Annotated in this window: 17 protein-coding genes; 14 read left to right on the top strand and 3 right to left on the bottom strand. The window is 64.7% G+C overall.

The features are described from left to right. Positions 1-5: 5 nt before the first annotated feature. The 8 genes from nuoL to aroA all read left to right on the top strand — a co-directional run bounded on the left by nuoL (position 6) and on the right by aroA (position 10,572). Complete coding sequence (nuoL, locus tag ESZ60_RS02425; RefSeq protein WP_134678822.1) at positions 6-2,180, top strand: NADH-quinone oxidoreductase subunit L; 2,175 nt, start codon at positions 6-8, stop codon at positions 2,178-2,180. Between the two features lies 1 nt (position 2,181). Continuing rightward, positions 2,182-3,723, top strand: a complete 1,542-nt coding sequence (locus ESZ60_RS02420) for an NADH-quinone oxidoreductase subunit M (RefSeq protein WP_134678821.1) — start codon at positions 2,182-2,184, stop codon at positions 3,721-3,723. A 9-nt stretch (positions 3,724-3,732) separates the two neighbouring features. Beyond that, positions 3,733-5,226: an NADH-quinone oxidoreductase subunit NuoN gene (gene nuoN, locus ESZ60_RS02415; RefSeq protein ID WP_134678820.1), complete on the top strand. Its 1,494-nt coding sequence runs from the start codon at positions 3,733-3,735 to the stop codon at positions 5,224-5,226. Continuing rightward, positions 5,219-5,977: a biotin--[acetyl-CoA-carboxylase] ligase gene (locus ESZ60_RS02410; RefSeq protein ID WP_209021224.1), complete on the top strand. Its 759-nt coding sequence runs from the start codon at positions 5,219-5,221 to the stop codon at positions 5,975-5,977. The genes nuoN and ESZ60_RS02410 overlap by 8 nt, the downstream gene beginning before the upstream one ends. Positions 5,978-5,982: 5 nt before the next feature. Next, on the top strand, positions 5,983-6,762 hold the full coding sequence (locus tag ESZ60_RS02405; RefSeq protein WP_134678818.1) for a type III pantothenate kinase: 780 nt from the start codon (positions 5,983-5,985) through the stop codon (positions 6,760-6,762). Continuing rightward, positions 6,755-8,431: a ribonuclease J gene (locus ESZ60_RS02400; RefSeq protein ID WP_134678817.1), complete on the top strand. Its 1,677-nt coding sequence runs from the start codon at positions 6,755-6,757 to the stop codon at positions 8,429-8,431. Before ESZ60_RS02405 ends, ESZ60_RS02400 begins: the two co-directional genes overlap by 8 nt. Positions 8,432-8,467: 36 nt before the next feature. Continuing rightward, the gene (trmB, locus tag ESZ60_RS02395) at positions 8,468-9,169 is read left to right on the top strand and encodes a tRNA (guanine(46)-N(7))-methyltransferase TrmB (protein WP_134678816.1); all 702 of its coding nucleotides are present in this window, start codon (positions 8,468-8,470) and stop codon (positions 9,167-9,169) included. 71 nt (positions 9,170-9,240) lie between these two features. Next, positions 9,241-10,572, top strand: coding sequence for a 3-phosphoshikimate 1-carboxyvinyltransferase (aroA, locus tag ESZ60_RS02390; protein ID WP_134678815.1), 1,332 nt, complete (start codon positions 9,241-9,243; stop codon positions 10,570-10,572). A gap of 20 nt (positions 10,573-10,592) precedes the next feature. Here aroA and ESZ60_RS02385 read toward each other — a convergent pair whose 3' ends face one another. Together ESZ60_RS02385 and ESZ60_RS02380 are read right to left on the bottom strand one after the other, a co-directional pair. Beyond that, positions 10,593-12,497, bottom strand: coding sequence for a propionyl-CoA synthetase (locus ESZ60_RS02385; RefSeq protein ID WP_134679004.1), 1,905 nt, complete (start codon positions 12,495-12,497; stop codon positions 10,593-10,595). A gap of 103 nt (positions 12,498-12,600) precedes the next feature. Further along, positions 12,601-14,880, bottom strand: coding sequence for an NADP-dependent malic enzyme (locus tag ESZ60_RS02380; RefSeq protein WP_134678814.1), 2,280 nt, complete (start codon positions 14,878-14,880; stop codon positions 12,601-12,603). A 147-nt stretch (positions 14,881-15,027) separates the two neighbouring features. On the opposite strand from ESZ60_RS02380, the gene ESZ60_RS02375 reads away from it, so the two are divergent. The 6 genes from ESZ60_RS02375 (at position 15,028) to ESZ60_RS02350 (ending at position 20,599) form a co-directional block, all read left to right on the top strand. Then, on the top strand, positions 15,028-15,423 hold the full coding sequence (locus ESZ60_RS02375; protein ID WP_134678813.1) for a cytidine deaminase: 396 nt from the start codon (positions 15,028-15,030) through the stop codon (positions 15,421-15,423). Further along, positions 15,420-16,703: a thymidine phosphorylase gene (locus ESZ60_RS02370; RefSeq protein WP_134678812.1), complete on the top strand. Its 1,284-nt coding sequence runs from the start codon at positions 15,420-15,422 to the stop codon at positions 16,701-16,703. Before ESZ60_RS02375 ends, ESZ60_RS02370 begins: the two co-directional genes overlap by 4 nt. Next, positions 16,700-17,893, top strand: a complete 1,194-nt coding sequence (locus tag ESZ60_RS02365; protein WP_134678811.1) for a phosphopentomutase — start codon at positions 16,700-16,702, stop codon at positions 17,891-17,893. Before ESZ60_RS02370 ends, ESZ60_RS02365 begins: the two co-directional genes overlap by 4 nt. After that, positions 17,890-18,858: an adenosine deaminase gene (locus ESZ60_RS02360; protein ID WP_134678810.1), complete on the top strand. Its 969-nt coding sequence runs from the start codon at positions 17,890-17,892 to the stop codon at positions 18,856-18,858. Before ESZ60_RS02365 ends, ESZ60_RS02360 begins: the two co-directional genes overlap by 4 nt. After that, positions 18,855-19,490 (top strand): uracil phosphoribosyltransferase, encoded by a 636-nt coding sequence (gene upp, locus ESZ60_RS02355; protein WP_134678809.1) that lies wholly within the window; start codon positions 18,855-18,857, stop codon positions 19,488-19,490. The genes ESZ60_RS02360 and upp overlap by 4 nt, the downstream gene beginning before the upstream one ends. A gap of 65 nt (positions 19,491-19,555) precedes the next feature. Continuing rightward, on the top strand, positions 19,556-20,599 hold the full coding sequence (locus ESZ60_RS02350; protein WP_134678808.1) for an SPOR domain-containing protein: 1,044 nt from the start codon (positions 19,556-19,558) through the stop codon (positions 20,597-20,599). Between the two features lie 2 nt (positions 20,600-20,601). Here ESZ60_RS02350 and ESZ60_RS02345 read toward each other — a convergent pair whose 3' ends face one another. Beyond that, on the bottom strand, positions 20,602-21,618 hold the full coding sequence (locus ESZ60_RS02345) for a hypothetical protein (protein ID WP_134678807.1): 1,017 nt from the start codon (positions 21,616-21,618) through the stop codon (positions 20,602-20,604). Between the last annotated feature and the right edge of the window lie 13 nt (positions 21,619-21,631).

Raw genomic sequence — 21,631 nt, 5'->3', positions numbered from 1 at the left:
ACGGCATGGAAAAGATCGTCCTCTTCGCGCCGCTGCTGGGCTCGCTGATCGCAGGCTTTGGCTGGCGGTTCATCGGCGAGAAAGCCGCGCAATATCTGACCACGGGAATCCTGTTCCTGTGCTGCCTGCTCAGCTGGGTGCTGTTTCTGGGCTTTGACGGCGTGCCGCGCCACATTCCGGTCATGGACTGGGTTGTTTCGGGCGATTTCGTCAGCGAATGGGCGATCCGTCTGGACCGCCTGACCGCGATCATGCTGATCGTGGTGACGACCGTCTCGGCCTTGGTTCACATGTATTCGCTGGGCTACATGGCCCATGACGATAACTGGGACCACCATCACGAGCATTACAAGGCGCGCTTCTTCGCCTATCTCTCGTTCTTCACCTTCGCCATGCTGATGCTGGTGACGGCGGATAACCTGCTGCAGATGTTCTTCGGCTGGGAGGGCGTCGGTGTCGCCTCGTATCTGCTGATCGGCTTCTACTACAAGAAAGCCAGCGCCAACGCCGCCGCGATGAAGGCCTTCATCGTCAACCGCGTCGGCGATTTCGGCTTCCTGCTGGGCATCTTCGGCCTCTACTGGCTGACCGGATCGATCGGCTTCGATGCGATCTTCGCGCAAGTGCCGGAAATCGCGCAGACCCAGATGCATTTCCTGTGGACCGAATGGAACGCCGCGAACCTCTTGGGCTTCCTGCTGTTCGTGGGTGCGATGGGTAAATCGGCGCAGCTTCTGCTGCACACTTGGTTGCCGGACGCGATGGAAGGCCCGACCCCGGTTTCGGCACTGATCCACGCCGCCACGATGGTGACCGCGGGCGTCTTCCTCGTCTGCCGCATGTCGCCGCTTTATGAATTCGCGCCGGATGCGAAGAACTTCATCGTGATCGTCGGCGCGACGACCGCCTTCTTCGCCGCGACCGTTGGTCTGGTGCAGAACGACATCAAGCGCGTCATCGCCTATTCGACCTGTTCGCAGCTGGGCTACATGTTCGTGGCCGCTGGCGTCGGCGTTTATTCCGCCGCCATGTTCCACCTGCTGACCCATGCCTTCTTCAAGGCCATGCTGTTCCTTGGTGCCGGTTCGGTCATCCACGCGATGCATCACGAGCAGGACATGCGGAACTATGGCAACCTGCGCAAAAAGATCCCGCTGACCTTCTGGGCCATGATGATCGGCACCTTCGCCATTACCGGCGTCGGCATTCCGCTGACCCATATCGGCTTTGCGGGCTTCCTGTCCAAAGACGCCATCATCGAAAGCGCCTATGCGGGCAATACCTATGCCTTCTGGATGCTCGTGATCGCGGCCTGCTTCACCAGCTTCTATTCGTGGCGCCTGATCTTCCTGACCTTCTTTGGCAAGGAACGCGGCGATCACCATGCGCATGAACATGCCCATGAGAGCCCGGCCATCATGACCATCCCGCTGGGAGTTCTGGCTGTCGGCGCGGTCTTTGCCGGTATGGTCTGGTATGGTCCCTTCTTCGGCGACCACCACAAGGTGACGAGCTATTTCCACATCCCCGGTGCGCATGAGACCGCCGAGGGCGAAGCGGCCCCCGCCGAGCATGGTGCGGCCCCGGTTGAGCATGTCGCGGCTGACACGGCGGGTGCCGAGCACGCTGCTCCGGCTGCGACCGAGCATGCTGCACCCGTTGCTGACGCTCATGCTGCCCCGGCTGCGGCCGAGCATGGCGCGACCGAACATGCCGAGGTTGCTGCCCCGGTCGGAGGTGCGATCTATATGGCACCCGACAACCACATCATGGACGAAGCGCACCATGCACCCGCTTGGGTCAAGGTCTCGCCCTTCATCGCCATGCTGATCGGTCTGTTCACGGCTTGGATCTTCTATATCCGCAGCCCGGAGCTTCCGGCGAAACTGGCGAGTGCCCAGCCCGCGCTTTACCAGTTCCTGCTGAACAAGTGGTACTTCGACGAAATCTACAACTTCATCTTCGTCCGCCCGGCGCAGTGCCTTGGTCGCATCCTTTGGAAAAAGGGCGATGGGGCCGTCATCGACGGGACGATCAACGGGGTTGCCATGGGTCTCGTGCCGCGTCTGACGCGCGCCGCGGTCCGGGTGCAATCGGGCTATCTGTTCCACTACGCCTTCGCCATGGTCGTCGGCATCGTGGGTCTTCTGATCTGGGTGATGATGCGGGGCGCGCACTGACATGACGAACCTTCTTTCCATCATCACCTTCCTGCCCATCGTCGCGGCAGGGATCATGGCCCTGTTCCTTCGGGGACAGGACGAGGCCGCCGCGCGCAATGCCAAATGGCTTGCATTGCTGGCGACCACGGCCACCTTCCTGATCTCGCTTTTCGTCCTTTTCGGTTTCGACCCGCAGAATACCGGGTTCCAATTCGTCGAGGACAAGGCCTGGATCATGGGCCTGCGCTACAAGATGGGCGTCGACGGGATCTCGGTCCTGTTCGTCATGCTCACGACCTTCATGATGCCCATCACGATCCTGTCGTGCTGGGAGGTCAAGACCAAGGTCAAGGAATACATGATCGCCTTCCTCGTGCTGGAAGGCCTGATGATCGGCGTGTTTACCGCGCTGGATCTGGTCCTGTTCTACCTGTTCTTCGAGGCAGGCCTGATCCCGATGTTCCTGATCATCGGCATCTGGGGCGGCAAGGATCGCATCTATGCGTCCTTCAAGTTCTTCCTTTACACCTTCCTCGGCTCGGTGCTGATGCTGGTCGCGATGATCGCCATGTATCGTATGGCGGGCACCACCGACATTCCGACGCTGCTGACCTTTGACTTCCCGCATGAGACCTTCCGCCTGCTGGGCGTGACGGTGATTGGCGGGATGCAGATGCTGCTGTTCCTCGCGTTCTTCGCCAGCTTCGCGGTGAAGATGCCGATGTGGCCGGTCCATACCTGGCTGCCCGACGCGCACGTTCAGGCCCCGACCGCGGGTTCGGTCCTGCTGGCTGCTGTTCTGCTGAAAATGGGTGGCTACGGCTTTCTGCGCTTCAGCCTGCCGATGTTCCCGGTCGCTTCCGAGATCATGCAGCCGGTCGTGTTCTGGATGTCGGCCATCGCCATCGTCTATACCTCGCTGGTGGCTCTGGCGCAGTCGGACATGAAGAAGGTGATTGCCTATTCGTCTGTTGCGCATATGGGCTATGTGACCATGGGGATCTTTGCCTTCAATCAGGTCGGCGTCGATGGCGCGATCTTCCAGATGCTGTCGCATGGTTTCATTTCGGGCGCGCTCTTCCTTTGCGTCGGCGTGATCTATGACCGCATGCATACCCGCGAGATCGACGCCTATGGCGGCCTCGTGAACCGGATGCCGAAATACGCGCTGGTTTTCATGTTCTTCACCATGGCGAACGTGGGCCTGCCGGGCACTTCGGGCTTTGTCGGTGAATTCCTGACGCTGATGGGCACGTTCCGGGTCAATACCTGGGTCGCGCTGGTCGCCGCTTCGGGTGTGATCCTTTCGGCGGGCTATGCGCTGTGGCTTTACCGCCGCGTGACGCTGGGCCAGCTGATCAAGGAAAGCCTGAAGACGATCGCCGACATGACGCCGCGTGAGCGCTGGATCTTCGTTCCGCTGATCGCGATGACGCTGATCCTTGGCGTCTATCCGCGCCTCGTGACCGACGTGACCGGCCCGGCCGTTGCCGCGCTGCTCAATGACTACAACCAAGCCCAGCCGGTGGTGGAAACCGCCGCGGCTGTGACAAGCCACTAGGGGGCGGAGATGACCTCGCTCGATTTCACGACCATTCTGCCCGAGGCGCTGCTGGCCGCCTATGCGCTGGCGGCCCTGATGGCAGGGGCCTATTTCGGCAAGGACAAGCTGGCACGGACTTTGCTCTGGACCACGGTAGCAGCCTTCCTGATCGTCGCCGCCATGATCGGCCTTGGCAGCCGCGTCGATGCGCTGGCCTTCCACGGCATGTTCATCGATGACGGCTTCTCGCGCTTCGCCAAGGTGGTGATGCTGGTTTCGGCTGCCGCCGTCCTCGCGATGAGCGTCGATTATCTCGACCGCCGCAAGATGCTGCGATTCGAGTTCCCGATCGTCATCACCCTTTCGGTCATCGGCATGATGCTGATGGTCTCGGCGGGCGATCTGCTGACGCTTTACATGGGCCTCGAGCTGCAATCGCTGTCGCTTTATGTCGTCGCGGCCATGCGCAAGGACTCGGCGCGCTCTTCGGAAGCCGGTCTGAAGTATTTCGTTCTGGGTTCGCTCAGCTCGGGCCTGCTGCTTTACGGTGCCTCGCTGGTCTACGGCTTCTCGGGCACGACGAACTTCCAAGGCATCATCAACGCGGTCCAGTCGGGCCACTTGTCGATGGGCGTGCTGTTCGGCCTCGTGTTTATGCTGGTCGGCCTGTCCTTCAAGGTTTCGGCCGTGCCGTTCCACATGTGGACCCCGGACGTCTATGAAGGCTCGCCGACGCCGGTCACCGCCTTCTTCGCCTCGGCCCCGAAGGTCGCGGCCATGGCGCTGATCGCGCGACTGGTCTTTGACGCCTTCGGTCAGGTCATCGGCGACTGGAGCCAGATCGTCGCGGCTCTGGCTGTGATGTCGATGTTCCTTGGTTCGATCGCCGGTATCGGCCAGACCAATGTCAAACGTCTGATGGCCTATTCTTCGATCGCGCATATGGGCTTCGCGCTGGTGGGCCTCGCTTCGGGTACGACGCTCGGCGTGCAGGCCATGCTGATCTACATGACCATCTATGCGGTGATGAATGTCGGCACCTTCGCCTTTATCCTGTCCTTGGAGCGTGACGGGACCCCGGTCACCGATCTCGCCTCGCTGAACCGCTTTGCATGGACCGATCCGGCCAAGGGGCTGGCCATGCTGGTCCTGATGTTCAGCCTCGCGGGTGTGCCGCCGACGCTCGGCTTCTTCGCCAAGTTCGGTGTGCTGAACGCGGCTGTCGATGCGGGCATGGGCTGGCTTGCGGTGCTGGGCGTGATCGCCTCGGTCATCGGTGCCTTCTATTACCTCCGCATCGTTTACTACATGTATTTCGGTGCCGAGAATGATGGCGTGACCAGCCGCATGGGCATGGTGCAATATCTTGCGCTGATGATCCCGGCCGCAGCGATGCTGTTTGGTGCGATCAACATGCTGGGCGTCGATGCTGCCGCAGGCCGCGCCGCCGAGGCGTTGGTCAACCCCGCAGCCGAGGCTGCCCCGGTCACGCTGCCGGCCGAGCCCGAACGCGTTGAGTGACACCTGGCCCGAGGGCGTGGGTCGGCATGTGCTGGCCCGCACCGACAGCACGAATAGCGAGGCCATGCGCCTCGCTCCACAGCTGAGCGGTCCCGTGTGGGTCATGGCACATCAGCAGGCGGCCGCACGTGGCCGCCGCGGAAGAGAATGGGTGATGCCGGCGGGGAACTTCGCCGGCTCGCTTTTCTTGCGGCCCAAGGGAGGGGCCGCGAGCGCCGCGCAGATATCCTTTGTCGCGGCTTTGGCGCTTTATGACGCGCTTGGCGATGCCTGCGGGCCTGCCGCGCGGCTTTCAATCAAATGGCCCAATGACGTGCTGCTGAATGGTGGCAAGGTCGCGGGCATCCTTCTGGAAAGCGTGGGATCGGGCCGTGAGGTTTCGGGGCTGGTCGTCGGCATTGGCGTGAATCTCTCCGCCGCGCCGGAGGCCGCCGCGGTCGAAGCCCGCGCCATCGCCCCGGTTTCCGTGCTGGGCGAGACCGGCTTCTCCGTCGGGGCCGAGGAATTTCTCGACCTGCTCGCCCCCGCTTTCGCGCGCTGGCTTGCCCAATTCGAGACCTATGGTTTTGCGCCGATCCGGCAGGCATGGCTCGCCCGCGCCGCGAAGCTTGGCGAGCCGATCGTGGCCCGCATGGCCGGGACTGAGAGCCATGGCGTCTTCGAGGGCATCGACGAGACAGGGGCGCTGGTCCTGAATACCTCCTCCGGTCGGCAGGTTCTTCCCGCCGCCGATGTCTTTTTCGGAGGCTAGGCGAGATGCTTCTCTGCATCGATACCGGCAATACCAATACGGTTTTCTCGGTCTGGGATGGCACGTCCTTTCGGGCGATGTGGCGCATTGCCACCGATCACCGCCGCACGGCGGATGAGTATTTCGTCTGGCTCTCGACGCTGATGAGCCTGCAAAAGCTCGATCTGAACATCACGGATTGCATTATCAGCGCGACCGCGCCCCGGGTGGTTTTCAACCTGCGCGTGCTCTGCAACCGCTATTTCGACACGCGGCCGTTGGTCGTCGGCAAGCCTGATTGCCTGCTGCCGGTTGCGCCGCGCGTCGATCAGGGCACGACTGTCGGCCCCGACCGGCTGGTGAATACCGTCGGCGCTTTTGACCGTCACGGGCCTGATCTGATTGTCGTCGATTTCGGCACCGCGACGACCTTCGACGTGGTCGATACCGATGGGGCCTATGTCGGCGGCGTGATTTCTCCGGGCGTCAACCTGTCGCTCGAAGCATTGCATATGGGTGCGGCCAGTCTTCCGCATGTCGACGTGACGATGCCCGCGAGGGTCATCGGCACCAATACCGTCGCCTGCATTCAGTCAGGCATTTTCTGGGGCTATATCGGCCTTGTGCAGGGGATCGTCGCCAAGATCCGGCAAGAACGCGGTCGCGAGATGAAAGTCATCGCCACTGGCGGGCTTGCGCCGCTTTTCGATCAGGGTTTTGATCTGTTCGACGCGATCGAGGATGACCTCACCATGCACGGCCTGCGCCTGATCCACGATTACAACAAGGAGATGGGGCATGGCTGAACGCCTGATCTATCTGCCGCTCGGCGGAGCCGGCGAAATCGGCATGAATGCCTATGTCTACGGCTACGGCGAACCCGGCAAGGAACGCCTGATCGTCGTCGATCTGGGCGTCACCTTCGGCGATATGGACACCGCGCCGGGCATCGACCTGATCATGGCCGACGTGGCCTGGCTGGAAGAGAACCGCAACCGCATCGAGGCGATCTTCATCACCCACGCGCATGAGGACCATGTCGGCGCACTGGGGCTTCTTTGGGGCAAGATCCAGAAGCCGATCCATTGCCGCCGCTTCACCGGCGCGATCGCTCGGCTGAAGATGGAAGAGATGGGCCAGCCCATCGACCAGATCCATATCCACGCCGCGCGCCCCGAGGTGATCTCGGCCGGGCCCTTCGAGGTGCAATTCGTTCCGGTCAGCCATTCGATCCCGGAAAGCTCGGCCCTGATCATCGACACGCCTGCGGGCCGGATCGTCCATACCGGCGATTTCAAACTCGACGGGACGCCGGTGGTGGGCGAGGCCTTCGACCCGATCCTGTGGCACGAGATTGCCAAGGAGCGGAACGGGGTCAAGGTGCTGACCTGCGATTCGACCAACATCTTCTCGACCCATCCGGGCCGCTCGGAAGCGGTGCTGGCGAACCCGATCCTCGACTGGGTCATGGCGCAGCGCCAGATGGTCGTGGCGACGACCTTCGCGAGCAACATCGCGCGCTTGCGCACCCTGTCCGAGGCCGGCATCGCCTCGGGCCGCAAGATCTGCCTTCTGGGCCGCGCCATGCGCCGGATGATCACCGTGGCGATGGAGACGGGCATTCTTGACCGTTTCCCGCCGGTCATCTCGCCCGAAGAGGCCGCCGAACTCCCGCGCAACAAGGTCATGCTGGTCGTCACCGGCAGCCAGGGCGAGCGCCGCGCCGCCAGTGCGCAATTGTCGCGCGGGCGCTATCTGGGGATCGAACTCAAAGAGGGCGACAGCTTCCTGTTCAGCTCGCGCACCATTCCCGGCAATGAGCGCGGGGTGATCCGCATTCAGAACCAGCTGAGCGAAATGGGCGTCGATCTTTATGATGCCGATGACGGGCTGTATCACGTCTCGGGCCACGCGAACCGGCCCGATATCGAGGCGGTGCATGAACTGCTGAAGCCGCAGATCGTGATCCCGATGCATGGCGAGCATATGCATCTGCGTGAACACGCGAAGCTTGCGGAAGCACGCGGCCTTGAAGCGGTCATCGCGACCAATGGCACGATGGTCGATGTCACCGGGCCGAAACCTCGCATCGTCGATCAGATCGATACCGGTCGCCTGTATCTGGACGGCACGGTGTTGATCGGCGCGATGGACGGGGTCGTGCGCGACCGCATCCGCATGGCGCTGAACGGCAAGGTCATGGTTTCGGTCATCATCGACGAGGATGACAATCCGCTGCCCGATGCTTGGGTCGAGCTTTCGGGCCTGCCGGAAAGCGGTCGCGCCGGGGTTCCCTTGGCGGGAAGCATCGAAAGCGAATTGGCGGAATTCCTCGAGCGTGCCGATGATCGCACGGTGATGGATGACAGCCGCCTCGAAGAAGCCATCCGCAAAGTGACGCGGCAGGTTTCGATGGAAGAAATCGGCAAGAAGCCCGAAGTTCAGGTCATCATTTCGCGTCTCGCTGCGGAATGACTTGACCTTATGCCGCGCCCTTTTTATGGGCGCGGCATGAGCGAATTCGATCCGAATCCCCCGCGCCGCAATTTCTATGGCCGCCGTCACGGCAAGACCCTGCGGCAAAGCCAGAAGGGCTACCTGTCCGAGGACCTCGGCACCCTGCGTCCGCGCGGCATCACGCTGCAGGACAATCCCGAACGTGCTGTGGTCCACCCCAGCACGATCTTCGGCGATGACCGCCCGGTCTGGCTGGAGGTCGGCTTCGGCGGCGGCGAGCACATGGTCCATATGGCCGCGCGCTATCCCGAGATCGGCATCATCGGCTGCGAGCCCTTCATCAATGGCGTGGCCATGCTTCTGGGCAAGATCCGCGCGGCGGGGGTCGAGAATGTCTCGGTCCATCCCGGCGATGCGCGTGACCTGATGGATGTCTTTCCGGAAAACTCGATCGACAAGGCGTTCCTGAATTACCCCGATCCTTGGCCCAAGGCGCGCCATCACCGCCGCCGCTTCGTGACGCCCGAGCACCTGATCCCGCTTGCCCGCGTGATGAAGCCGGGTGCCGAATTCCGCGTCGCTTCGGATATTCCCGACTACATCCGCCAGACCTTGGAAGAGGTGCCGGGGGCAGGTTTCGATCTGGTCTATGAAGGTCCGCAGGCTTGGGATGACTGGTACTCGACGCGCTATGAGCAAAAGGCGCTGCGCGAAGGCCGCACGCCGCATTATGTGACCTTCCGCCGTCAGGGCTGAAACTCACGGCGTAGATTGCAAGCCCCTTGCGTGACCGCTATCACCTTGGCGATCACTTGAGGGGCCTTTCCATGTCACATTCTGCCGAACCGCTGCCGATGATTGCCCGCCGCTCTGGCCCCTTGAAGGGCGAGGCGAAGGTTCCCGGCGACAAGTCGATCAGCCATCGCGCGCTGATCCTTGGCGCGCTCGCGGTCGGCGAGACCCATATCACCGGGCTGCTCGAAGGCCAGGACGTGCTCGACACCGCCAAGGCCATGCAGGCCTTCGGCGCGCAGGTCGAGCGCCTGGGGATCGGCGAATGGAAGGTCAACGGCGTCGGCGTTGGCGGTTTTGCCGAGCCCGAGGGCGTGATCGATTGCGGCAATTCCGGCACCGGCGTGCGCCTGATCATGGGCGCGATGGCGACCAGCCCGATCACCGCGACCTTCACCGGCGATGCCAGCCTGTCGCGCCGCCCGATGGGTCGCGTCACCGACCCGCTGGAGCTTTTCGGCTGCGAGGTCACCTCGCGCGAGGGCAAGCGCCTGCCGGTCACCATCAAGGGCGCGGCCGAGCCGGTTCCCGCCCGTTACAAGACCCCGGTCGCCAGCGCGCAGATCAAATCCGCTGTTTTGCTGGCCGGGTTGAACGCACCGGGCCAGACCGTCGTCATCGAATCCGAACCGACCCGCGACCATACCGAGCGGATGCTGGCGGGCTTCGGCGCGACCATCACCACCGAGGTTACGGATGAGGGCCATGTCATCACCCTGACCGGCCGTCCGGAACTGAAACCGCAACCCGTCGCCGTGCCGCGCGATCCCTCCAGCGCCGCTTTCCCGGTCGCCGCCGCGCTGCTCGTGCCGGGCTCGGAAATCCGTGTGCCGGGTGTCAGCCGTAACCCGACCCGCGACGGGCTTTACGTCACGCTTCTGGAGATGGGCGCGGATATCACCTTTGAAAACCCGCGCGAAGAGGGCGGCGAGCCTGTCGCCGACCTGATCGTGCGCCACGGGCCCCTGAAAGGCGTGACCGTGCCCGCCGAGCGCGCCGCCAGCATGATCGACGAATTCCCGATCCTGTCGGTGATCGCGGCCTTTGCCGAGGGCACGACGGTGATGCAGGGCGTGCATGAGCTTCGCGTCAAGGAAAGCGACCGGATCGCCGCGATGGAAGCGGGCCTTATCGCCAATGGCGCAAGCGTCACCTCGACCGAGGACAGCATGACCGTCCAAGGCAGCGGCGGGCTGAAGGGCGGGGCGACTGCGGTCACCCATATCGACCACCGCATCGCCATGTCCTTCCTTGTCGCGGGTCTCGCCTCCGAGCAGCCGATCAGCGTCGATGACGGCAGCCCGATCGCGACCTCCTTCCCCGACTTCCTGCCGCTGATGAAGGCGCTCGGCGCGGAGATCGCCTGAGCGAGCCCCGCGCCTGAGGGCTATCCCGTCTTCGCGACGGCGGGATAACCGAGCGTGGACAGACTCGCCCGGATCTCGTCGAGGATCGCGGGGTCGTCGATGGTGGCGGGCATCTTGAACTCGACCCCGTCGGCGATCCGCGTCATCGTCGCGCGCAGGATCTTGCCCGAGCGTGTCTTGGGCAGGCGCTGCACGACGCAGGCGGTGCGGAAGGCGGCGACCGGGCCGATCCGTTCGCGCACGAGCTTCACGACTTCGCGCACCACCTGCTCATGCGGCATCTCGACCCCGGCCTTGAGGCAAAGGAGCCCGAGCGGGGCCTGGCCTTTCAGCGCATCCGCGACCCCGATCACCGCGCATTCGGCGACGGCGGGATGGGTGGCCAGCACCTCCTCCATCGCGCCGGTCGAAAGCCGGTGGCCCGCGACATTGATCACGTCATCGGTGCGCGACATGACGTAGAGATAGCCGTCCTCGTCGATATAGCCCGCGTCGCCGGTCTCGTAATGGCCGGGGAAGCGGTCGAGATAGCCCTTGCGGAAGCGCTCCTCGGCATTCCAGAGCGTCGGCAGCGTGCCGGGCGGCAGCGGCAGGCGGATGGCGATGGCGCCCAGCGTGCCGGGCGGCACCGGCTCGCCCGCCTCGTCGAGCACCTGCACGTCATAGCCGGGCATCGGGACCGAGGGGCTGCCTAGCTTGACCGGGACGGTCTCGATCCCGATCGGATTGGCGGCGATGGGCCAGCCGGTCTCGGTCTGCCACCAATTGTCGATCACCGGCACGCCGAGATGCTCGCGCGCCCATGACACGGTCTCGGGATCGGCGCGCTCACCGGCAAGGAACAGCGCCTGCAGGTCATGCAGCTTGTAGCGCTTGATCCATTTGCCTTCCGGGTCCTCGCGGCGGATGGCGCGCAAGGCGGTGGGGGCGGTGAAGAAGCTCTTGATTCGGTTGTTCTGGATGGTGCGCCAGAAGACGCCGGGATGCGGCGTGCCGACGGGCTTGCCTTCAAAGACGACGGTGGTCGCCCCGGCGATCAGCGGGCCATAGCAGATATAGCTGTGGCCAACGACCCAGCCGACATCCGAGGCGGCCCAGAAGCGATCTCCGGCCTCGATATTGAACACGTTCTTCATCGACCATTGCAGCGCCACCAGATGGCCCGCCGTGTCGCGGACGACGCCCTTGGGTTGGCCGGTCGTGCCCGAGGTGTAAAGGATATAGGCCGGGTGATTGCCCTCGACCGGAACGCATTCAGCGGGACGCACGCCATATTGGAAGCCGTGCCAGTTGAAATCGCGGCCCTCGACCAGCTTCGCGACCTCTTGCTCGCGCTGGTAGATGACGCAGAACTCCGGCTTGTGGCTGGCCAGTTCGATCGCCTGATCTAGCAGAGGCTTGTAATGCACCACGCGGTCGGGTTCCAATCCGCATGAGGCCGCGATCATCGCCTTGGGCGTGCAATCGTCGATCCGGACGGCCAGTTCATGCGCGGCAAAACCCCCGAAGACCACGGAATGGATCGCGCCAAGACGGGCACAGGCCAGCATGGCGACGAGCGCCTCGGGGATCATCGGCATATAGATGATGACGCGGTCGCCCTTTTCGATGCCGCGCATCCGCAGCGCCCCGGCCAGCGAGGCGACGCGGTCCTGCAATTGGCGATAGGTGATGCCCTTGGTCGAGAGCGTGATGGGACTGTCATGCATGATCGCGACCTGATCGCCGCGACCCGCCAGGACATGGCGGTCGACCGCGTTCCAGCAGGCATTGACCATCCCGTCCGAGAACCATTCATAGATCGGGGCGTTTTCATCGAAGAGCGCCTTCGAGGGCGCGCGGACCCAGTCAATCGCCCCAGCCGCCTGCATCCAGAACGCCTCGGGATCGGCCTTCCAGGCGTCGTAGACCTCGCGATAAGCCATCCTCATTCCTCCTCCCCAAGGTTTGAAGGAATAATGCCCGCAGCAACGCTGCGGGCAAGGATGTTAGCGGTCGAGCCGAAGCGCGATGACAGAATGTCGCGGCCTAGCCGTAGGACCCGACCGGGGTGCCCGCGAGAACGCTCATGTTCAGAAGGCCGCGCGTCGTCACCGATTGCGTCACGATATGCGCCTTGTTGCCCATGCCCATCAGGATCGGGCCGACCTCAAGGCCATTGGCCTTCATCTTGAGCGCGTTGCGCACGCCCGAAGCGGCATCGGTATTGGCAAAGACCAGCACATTCGCTGCGCCTTCGAGCCGCGATTGCGGCATCAACCGCTCGCGCACCGCCGGATCAAGGGCGGCATCCATATGCATCTCGCCTTCGACCACGAAATCCACGCCCTTCGCTTCGAGGATCTCCATGGCGGCGCGCATCCGGCGACCGGAATCGGTGTCGAGATTTCCGAATTGCGAATGGCAGCAGAGCGCGATCTTGGGCGTCAGGCCGAAACGGCGGACATGGCGGGCCGCCCCGATGGTGATCTCGGCCAGTTGCTGCGGATCGGGCGTGTGATGGACCTGCGTATCCGCGATGAACAGCGGTCCGTCCTCAAGGATCATCAGGGACAGCGCGCCATGCGGCCGCAGTCCGTCGCGGGCGAGGACCTGATTGATGTAATTCAGGTGCCAGTGATATTGCCCGAAGGTGCCGCAGATCAGGCTGTCGGCCTCGTTGCGGTGCACCATGACCGCGCCGATGGCGGTGGTATTGGTACGCATGATGGCGCGGGCGACCTCGGGCGTGACGCCGCGACGGGCCATCAGCTCGTGATAGGTGCCCCAGTAGTCACGATAGCGCGGATCATTTTCCGGGTTCACGATCTCGAAATCGCGGCCGGGGCGGATCGGAAGGCCGGCGCGCTCGGCACGCATTTCGATGACTTCGGGGCGGCCGATCAGGATCGGAACGTCGGTGGTCTCCTCGATCATGGCATTGGCGGCGCGCAGCACGCGCTCATCCTCGCCCTCTGCAAAGACGATGCGGCGATGGGCGGTGGCGGCGGCCTCGAAGACCGGGCGCATAATCAGGGCCGAGCGGAAGACCGAGCCGTCAAGCTGGCGCTTATAGGCATTGATGTCCTCGAGCGGGCGGGTGGCGACGCCGGTTTCCATCGCGGCCTTGGCGACGGCGGTCGAGACGACGCCGATCAGGCGCGGATCGAAGGGTTTCGGGATCAGGTAATCGGTGCCGAAGGTCAGCGTCTCGCCGCGATAGGCCATCGCGGCCTCGGCGGAGGTGGTGGCGCGGGCAAGCGCCGCGATGCCCTCGATGCAGGCCAGTTGCATCTCGTCATTGATCGTGGTCGCACCAACATCCAGCGCGCCACGGAAGATGAAGGGGAAGCACAGGACGTTGTTCACTTGGTTCGGGTAATCCGAACGGCCCGTCGCGATGATCGCGTCTGGGGCGACGGTGCGGACATCCTCGGGCAGGATCTCGGGGGTCGGGTTCGCCAGCGCAAAGACAATCGGGCGCTTCGACATCTTGGCGACCATCCCGGGGGTCAACACGCCGGGGCCGGAGAGGCCAAGGAACAGATCTGCGCCGCCGATCACGTCATCGAGTGTGCGCAGATCGCTTTTCTGCGCATATTCCGCCTTTTGCGGCGTCATCTGCTCTTCGCGGCCCTCATAGACGAGGCCCGCGATATCGCAAAGCCAGACATTCTCGCGTTTCACGCCCAGCTTCAGCAGCATGTTCAGGCAGGCGATGCCCGCAGCACCCCCGCCAGTCGAGACGACCTTGATCTCGTCGAATTTCTTGCCCGCGATGCGCAAGGCATTGGTGGCTGCCGCGCCAACGACAATGGCCGTGCCATGCTGGTCGTCGTGGAAGACCGGGATGTTCATCCGCTCGCGGCAGATTTTCTCGACGATGAAGCAGTCGGGGGCCTTGATGTCCTCGAGGTTGATCGCGCCAAAGCTCGGCTCCATGGCGCAGACGATCTCGGCGAGCTTCTCGGGGTCGGGCTGGTCGAGTTCGATGTCGAAGCAGTCGATATTGGCGAATTTCTTGAAGAGGACCGCCTTGCCCTCCATCACCGGCTTCGAGGCGAGGGCCCCGATATTGCCCAAGCCCAGCACCGCCGTGCCGTTCGAGACCACGGCGACGAGGTTCCCGCGCGAGGTATAGCGCGCCGCGGTCGAGGGATCGGCCTTGATTTCCAGACAGGCCTCGGCCACGCCCGGCGAATAGGCCCGGCTCAGGTCGCGTCCATTCGCAAGCGGTTTGGTGGCGCGCACCTCGAGTTTTCCGGGGCGGGGAAACTCGTGGTAATCCAGCGCGGCCTGCCGGGCATTATCCTGCCTGCGTTCTTCCATGATGCGACCTCCTCTCAAGATGGTTCAGCGTTAAACTATTTTTGGCGCGGCGAACAGAGGGCGCGTCCGAATGGCTTGGACTTGCAACAGGCCGGGGCCGGGCGCAATGATGATCCGGCGAATGACGGCTATGTGAAAGGTGCGGGAATGACGCTTCTTGATGCGGCGCGCGACGTGCGCGAGCGGGCCTATGCGCCATATTCCCGCTTCAAGGTGGGCGCGGCGGTGCGCGGCGCCTCGGGGCAGGTCTATCACGGCTGCAATGTCGAGAATGTCGCCTATCCGGAAGGCACCTGCGCCGAGGCCGGGGCCATCGCGCTGATGGTCGCCTCGGGCGAGACCGAGCTCGTAGAGGTCGCGGTGATCGCCGACAGCCCGACCCCGGTGCCGCCCTGCGGCGGCTGCCGCCAGAAGCTCGCGGAATTCGGCCGTGCCGACACGCCGGTCCTGCTGGCGACGACCGGCGGAGTCACGCTGGCCACCACCGTTGGCGAATTGCTGCCGGGGCGGTTCGACATTTCGCATATGTCGGGTATCGAATGACGCAAGCCGATCCGCGTCCGGTGATTGCGGGGGTCCGCGACGGGCGCGGGCTGGATGAGGAGGGCGCGCGGCTGATCGCCCGGGGCCTCGCCGAAGGCTGGGTCAGCGATGCGCAGGCGGGCTCTTTTGCCATGGCGGTGCTGCTGGCGGGTCTGGGCGAGGGGGGGCGCGTCGCCCTGACCCGCGCCATGCGCGATTCCGGCCATGTGCTGCGCTGGGATCTGCCGGGGCCGGTGGTGGACAAGCATTCAACCGGCGGCATCGGCGATACGGTCAGCCTGATCCTTGCGCCACTTGTCGCCTGCTCAGGGGCCTATGTGCCGATGATCTCGGGGCGCGGCCTTGGCCATACCGGCGGCACGCTCGACAAGCTGGAGGCGATTCCCGGTTTCCGCACCGCCTTGCCCGAGGAAGAGTTCCGCCGCATCGTCGCGGATCTCGGCTGCGCGATCGTCGCGGCGGGGAAGGATCTCGCCCCGGCCGATGCGCGGCTTTACGCGATCCGCGACGAATCCGCGACGGTGGGCTCGATTGACCTGATTACCGCCTCGATCCTGTCGAAGAAGCTGGCGGCGGGGCTGGATGCCTTGGTGCTGGATGTCAAGCAGGGCTCGGGGGCCTTCCTGCGCACGTCTGATGCCGCGATGGACCTCGCCCGCGCTTTGGTCGCGACGGCCAATGGGGCGGGTTGCCACACGAGGGCCTATGTCACCGACATGGACCAGCCTTTGGCCCGCGCCGCCGGGAACGCGCTGGAACTGCGCGAGGCGATTGCCGTCCTGCAAGGCGGGCAGGGGGCCTTGGCCGAGCTGTCGCTGGCCTTGTCCGAAGCCTGTCTGGGCATCGTCGGCCTCGCGGGGGCCGAGGCCGCGCTGACCTCGGGCAGGGCCGCCGAGCGTTTCGCCCGCATGGTGGTGGCGCAGGGAGGTCCCGCCGACCTGATCGAGCGGCCCGACGCCTATCTTCCGCCCGCGCCGGTGATCCGCCCGATCCCGGCCCGCGGCCGGGTCGCGGCCATCGACACCGAGTCCCTCGGCCATGCCGTCGTGGCCCTGGGCGGCGGGCGGCTCCATGCCGGCGATCGCATCGATTCGCGCGTCGGGCTTGCGCAATTGCGGCGCATCGGCGAAGAGGCCGGTCCTGACCAGCCCTTGGGCTTTGTCCATGCCGCGAGCGATGCCGCAGCCGAAGCTGCCATCGCCACGGTGCAGGCGGCCTATCTGATGGGGGACGGACCGGCTCCCGGCCCGCTGATCCGCAACGAGGTTTCGCCCGAATGAGTGCCCAGCCTGCATCCCGCGCCTTCCTGATCGTGATGGATTCCGTCGGCATCGGCGGCGCGCCCGATGCGGCGCGCTTCTTCAATGGCACGGTGCCCGACACGGGGGCGAATACGCTCGGCCATATCGCGCAGGCCCGGCCCCTGCACATGCCGCATCTGGACGCGCTGGGGCTTGGCGCGGCCCTGCGCCTCGCCAGCGGCGCGGAAGCGCCGGGCCTCGGGGCCGAGCCGCAGGGGCTCTGGGGCGCGGCGAGCGAAGTCTCGCCCGGCAAGGACACGCCCTCGGGCCATTGGGAAATCGCGGGCGTCCCGGTGCCTTGGGATTGGCATTATTTCCCGGATACCCGGCCCAGTTTCCCGCCTGACCTTTCCGCCCGGATCGCGCAGGCGGCGGGAACGGCAGGCATCCTTGGCGACGAGCATGCCTCGGGGACCGAGATCATCGCCCGTCTCGGCAACGAACACCTGCGGACCGGCTGGCCGATCTGCTACACCTCCGCCGACAGCGTCCTGCAGATCGCCGCGCATGAAGAGGCGTTCGGCCTCGACCGGCTCTACCGGCTCTGCGAGGCGGTCGCTGCGATGGTCCATCCGATGCGGGTAGGGCGTGTCATTGCCCGGCCCTTCATCGGGGCAGAGGGGCAGTTCAGCCGCACGCCGAACCGGCGCGACTATGCCATCGCGCCTCCGGGCCGGACCATTCTGGATGCGGCAGAGGCGGCGGGCCGCGTCACCCATGCCATCGGCAAGATCGGCGACATCTTCTCGCATCGCGGCATCACTCATCTGCACAAGGGCAAGTCCGATGCCGATCTGGCAGAGCATCTGATCCGCCTCGCCGATGAAGCCGAGCCGGGCAGCCTGACCTTCGCCAATTTCGTCGAATTCGACAGCCTTTACGGGCATCGCCGCGATATTGCGGGCTATGCGGGCGCGCTCGAATGGTTCGACGGCATCGCCGGGCGGTTTCTGTCGCGGCTGCGGCCCGGCGATCTCGCGATCTTCACCGCCGATCACGGCAATGACCCGAGCTGGCCCGGAACCGATCACACCCGCGAGCGCGTTCCGGTGCTGGGCTGGGGGCTTTGCCCCCGCGCCATAGGGCAAGTGGGATTTGCCGATCTCGCCGCCTCGGTCGCGGCACATTTGAAGCTGGCCCCGGTCGGGCCGGGAAGGTCCTTTCTATGAGCATGCAAAAGAAGATCGAGTTGCACCTGCATCTGGAGGGGGCGGCCCCGCCCGCTTTCATTCGCGGCCTCGCCAAGGAGCGTCACCGTGAATTGCGCGGCATGTTCGACGACCAAGGCCGTTACAGCTATGGCGATTTCAACGATTTCCTGCGCGTCTACGAGGCCGCGACCAGCGTCGTCGAGGGGCCGGCCGATTATGCCCGGCTGCTCTCGGCGGTGCTGAACGAATGCGGCGAGCAGGGCGCGATCTATGTCGAGCTTTTCGTCTCGCCCGAATTCTGCGGTGGCGGTGATCTGGCCGCATGGCAGGACCATCTGGGCGCGATGGAAGAGGTCGCGGGTGAATATGCTCTGTCGGGCGTCGAAAGCCGCGCCATCCTGACCTGCATCCGCCATTACGGGCCGGACCGGGCGAAAAAGACCGCGATCTGCGCCGCCGAAACCTCGGGCGGCTGGGTTGCCGGGCTTGGCCTTGCCGGGGCCGAGGATATCGGCGAGGCCAAGGATTTCGCATGGTCCTTCGATTGCGCGCGTGAGGCAGGCTTGGGCCTCACCGCCCATGCGGGCGAATGGGGCGGGCCGCAATCGATCCGCGACGCGCTCGATCTCGGCGTCAGCCGCATCGGCCACGGCATCCGCGCGATCGAGGACCCGGCGCTGGTCCGCGATCTGGCCGAGAAGGGGATCACCCTCGAGGTCTGCCCCGGCTCGAATGTCGCATTGGGTGTCGTGCCGGATTGGTCTAGTCACCCGATTGCACGTCTCGCCGATGCCGGGGTACGCGTCACGGTCTCGACCGATGACCCGCCTTTCTTTCGGACCACGCTCTCGCGTGAATATGACATGCTCGCAGACCGGTTCGGCTGGGCGGAAGAGGAATTCCGCCAGATGAACCTCTGGGCCGCCGAGGCCGCCTTCTGCGACAATGAAACCAGGGACCGCCTGAAACAGGAGCTTTCATGACCCAGCAGCATCTGACCGTCGTCGATCATCCGCTTGTCCAGCACAAGCTGACCCTGATGCGCGACAAGTCCACCTCGACCGCGAGCTTCCGCCGCCTGCTGCGCGAGATCAGCCTGCTCCTGGCCTATGAGGTCACGCGCGAGCTGGAAATGACCACCGTCACCATCGAGACCCCCCTGCAGGAGATGCAGGCCCCGCTGCTGGAAGGGAAGAAGCTGGCCCTGATCTCGATCCTGCGCGCCGGCAACGGGCTGATGGACGGGATCCTGGAACTGATCCCGGCGGCGCGGGTGGGCTTCATCGGGCTCTATCGCGATCCCGAGACGCTGCAGCCGGTCGAATATTACTGCAAGGTTCCGAAAGAGCTGGATTCCCGCATGACCATCGTCGTCGATCCGATGCTGGCCACCGGCAATTCCTCGGTCGCGGCCATCGACATGCTGAAGCGCGAGGGCGCGAAGAACATCCGCTTCCTGTGCCTGCTGGCCTCGCCGGAAGGGGTCAAGCGGATGCAGGAGGCGCATCCGGATGTGCCGATCGTGACCGCTTCGCTCGATGAGCGGCTGGATGATCATGGCTATATCGTGCCGGGCCTTGGCGATGCGGGCGACCGGATGTTCGGGACCAAATGATCGGGCATTAACCCGCCGTTCAATTCTGTGGGCTATCCCGTCCACAGGATGGAACGGGGGCGGAAATGGTTCGTCTGGCACTCTGGCTGTTTCTTGCATGGCTTTTGCCGCTGCACGCGCGGGCCGAACATCGGCCCGCCGAAATGCCCCCACCGGATTTTCCGGCCCGGCAATATATCGACAGCAAGGGCTGCGTGTTCCGTAAGAGCGAAAGCGGTCGATGGGACGCGCTTCTGAGCCGCGACGGTGACCTGACCTGCGGATATCCGCCCTCGGCCACGATCCGGGGCCTGAACGGACGTCCCCGGCTTCGCATCCATGATCCCGATGCGGCCAAAAGCCGGGGGCAATTGATCGAAGAGGAACTGGCGAAAACCGTCTTTGCCCGGCTGGAACCGGGCGAATTGACAAGCGATCGCGACCCGTTGACGGCCCTGCCCGATATGGGCCCCGAACCCGTTCCCACCGGACCGCTCGACGAGCTGAAAGCCGAGATCAGGGCTGCTCCGGCGCTTGCTCGGGCGATGGGAATGGATCTTCACCCCAATCCGCGGCTATGCCGGCTGCTCGGAAATGATGACGTCGCAGCGTCGACGCGGCTTGGGCGAGATCCCAGCGCGGGCTATTGCGACGGGCTGTCACCGCTGACGCTGGCGCATCTCGTATTCGTGCGACCCGTGCCCACAGCCATACCCGTGTCCGCATCCACGCCCGTTTCGGTGCCCGCGCGTGACGCAGCTGCGCAGGTCCGGCCGGGATGCGGTCCCAAAGGAGAAGCACAATGCAAAAAGCCGCAAACCCGCCAGCCCCGCGACGTGAAACAGGCACGCGAAATCTCACGCGGCCTCGCCAGATCGGCCAGGCCCTCGACGACGATTCCAGCCGATGCCCGGCATGTCGAGATCGGCCGCTTTCCGAATCGTCGCGCGGCCGAGGGCATGGCCCGCCGCGCGGCCCGCCTTGGCTACCCCTTGCTGAGAGGACGCGCCCCGGATGACGACACAGGATCGGTGCTGTTGCTTGCCGGCCCCTTCGTGAGCCGTGGCCAGATCGCGCAAGCTCTGTTCCGCTTTCGCGAGGCCGGTTTCGCCCAGGCCGTGGCGCGATGAGCCTATTGGTCGCAGATCTCGCGCAGGGCCTGCCATTCCCGGACCGACAGGACCGGCTTGGGCGTCTGGGTCCGGAACGGATCGGCCTCGATCAGCCCCAGCACGGCCTCGCCCGTCGGGTCCAGCGCGCGGGCATAGGGTTCGCTCGATATTTCGGCCCGCGCGAAATAACCCAGGAGGATCTCGTCATCCGGCCGCGCCGCCGGGCGGGACAGCAGATATTCGCCATAGCCTGCCAATGCGGCCGGTTGCAGGCTGCCTTTTGTGAGCAGTTCGAATGTGGCGCGCGTTCCGGCAAAACGCAGCGCCTCAAGCAGAGGATCGGCGTCCAATGTCGCGGCCTGCGCGGCAAGGACATGTCCAGCCGCAATCTCGGGGCTGTCCGGACCGGCAATGGTATTCTGGCCGATCACCGTGACGGGACCGGGAAGCCGGCGGGCCGCCTCCAGCGTGCCGGGCAGGACGACGATATCGGCCTCGGGTCCGATCAGGCGCTGCGCGAGGCGGCGGCGCACCATGTCGCCCGAGGGGCGCGAGCAGCCGCTGCCCGTCGTCTTTTCGATCTCGGCCAGAACCATCTGGCCGATTTCGGCACGTTGCGCGGGGGGCGCAATATCCACCGCGTGGCGCAACAGGGCCGAGGGCAGCCAGAACAGTCCCGCGACCGCCGCACCCAGCAGAGCAAGCAGCAGCACCCAATGGCGCACCCGCGTCCGGCGCGGCCGGTTCGATTCGATGACGTGATGGACCTTTTCGATGGCCGAAATCATCAGGTCGTCCTCGATTTCGACCATTTCGCCATCATCGGCCCCAGGGGCGTAACGCGCGGGCTGTTCGCCGGGATTGAGCCGCATCACCGCGGGCAGGGACCAATGGGCAAGGGGCAAGTCCGAACCCGGATCGCTCAGCACCAAAGTCGCATCGCCAAACGAGACGATGACATCGCGGGCCTTGGCCGCGACCGTCTCGCGCCAGCGTCCCGTGGCCTCCAGCCGCTGATATTGATTAAGCGCCGTCATGCTCGCGCCACGG

Source organism: Paracoccus ravus (assembly GCF_004522175.1).
In the GTDB taxonomy this organism is placed as follows: Bacteria; Pseudomonadota; Alphaproteobacteria; order Rhodobacterales; family Rhodobacteraceae; genus Paracoccus; species Paracoccus ravus.
The sequence above is the reverse complement of the archived record's forward strand: the minus strand, read 5'-3'. Positions and strand labels throughout refer to the sequence as shown.

What these genes read in the sequence shown, in the direction of transcription:
- nuoL (WP_134678822.1), top strand. Translation starts at nt 6, where the DNA reads ATGGAAAAGATCGTCCTCTTCGCGCCGCTGCTGGGCTCGCTGATCGCA.
- ESZ60_RS02420 (WP_134678821.1), top strand. Translation starts at nt 2,182, where the DNA reads ATGACGAACCTTCTTTCCATCATCACCTTCCTGCCCATCGTCGCGGCA.
- nuoN (WP_134678820.1), top strand. Translation starts at nt 3,733, where the DNA reads ATGACCTCGCTCGATTTCACGACCATTCTGCCCGAGGCGCTGCTGGCC.
- ESZ60_RS02405 (WP_134678818.1), top strand. Translation starts at nt 5,983, where the DNA reads ATGCTTCTCTGCATCGATACCGGCAATACCAATACGGTTTTCTCGGTC.
- ESZ60_RS02400 (WP_134678817.1), top strand. Translation starts at nt 6,755, where the DNA reads ATGGCTGAACGCCTGATCTATCTGCCGCTCGGCGGAGCCGGCGAAATC.
- trmB (WP_134678816.1), top strand. Translation starts at nt 8,468, where the DNA reads ATGAGCGAATTCGATCCGAATCCCCCGCGCCGCAATTTCTATGGCCGC.
- aroA (WP_134678815.1), top strand. Translation starts at nt 9,241, where the DNA reads ATGTCACATTCTGCCGAACCGCTGCCGATGATTGCCCGCCGCTCTGGC.
- ESZ60_RS02385 (WP_134679004.1), bottom strand. Translation starts at nt 12,497, where the DNA reads ATGGCTTATCGCGAGGTCTACGACGCCTGGAAGGCCGATCCCGAGGCG.
- ESZ60_RS02380 (WP_134678814.1), bottom strand. Translation starts at nt 14,880, where the DNA reads ATGGAAGAACGCAGGCAGGATAATGCCCGGCAGGCCGCGCTGGATTAC.
- ESZ60_RS02375 (WP_134678813.1), top strand. Translation starts at nt 15,028, where the DNA reads ATGACGCTTCTTGATGCGGCGCGCGACGTGCGCGAGCGGGCCTATGCG.
- ESZ60_RS02370 (WP_134678812.1), top strand. Translation starts at nt 15,420, where the DNA reads ATGACGCAAGCCGATCCGCGTCCGGTGATTGCGGGGGTCCGCGACGGG.
- ESZ60_RS02365 (WP_134678811.1), top strand. Translation starts at nt 16,700, where the DNA reads ATGAGTGCCCAGCCTGCATCCCGCGCCTTCCTGATCGTGATGGATTCC.
- ESZ60_RS02360 (WP_134678810.1), top strand. Translation starts at nt 17,890, where the DNA reads ATGAGCATGCAAAAGAAGATCGAGTTGCACCTGCATCTGGAGGGGGCG.
- upp (WP_134678809.1), top strand. Translation starts at nt 18,855, where the DNA reads ATGACCCAGCAGCATCTGACCGTCGTCGATCATCCGCTTGTCCAGCAC.
- ESZ60_RS02350 (WP_134678808.1), top strand. Translation starts at nt 19,556, where the DNA reads ATGGTTCGTCTGGCACTCTGGCTGTTTCTTGCATGGCTTTTGCCGCTG.
- ESZ60_RS02345 (WP_134678807.1), bottom strand. Translation starts at nt 21,618, where the DNA reads ATGACGGCGCTTAATCAATATCAGCGGCTGGAGGCCACGGGACGCTGG.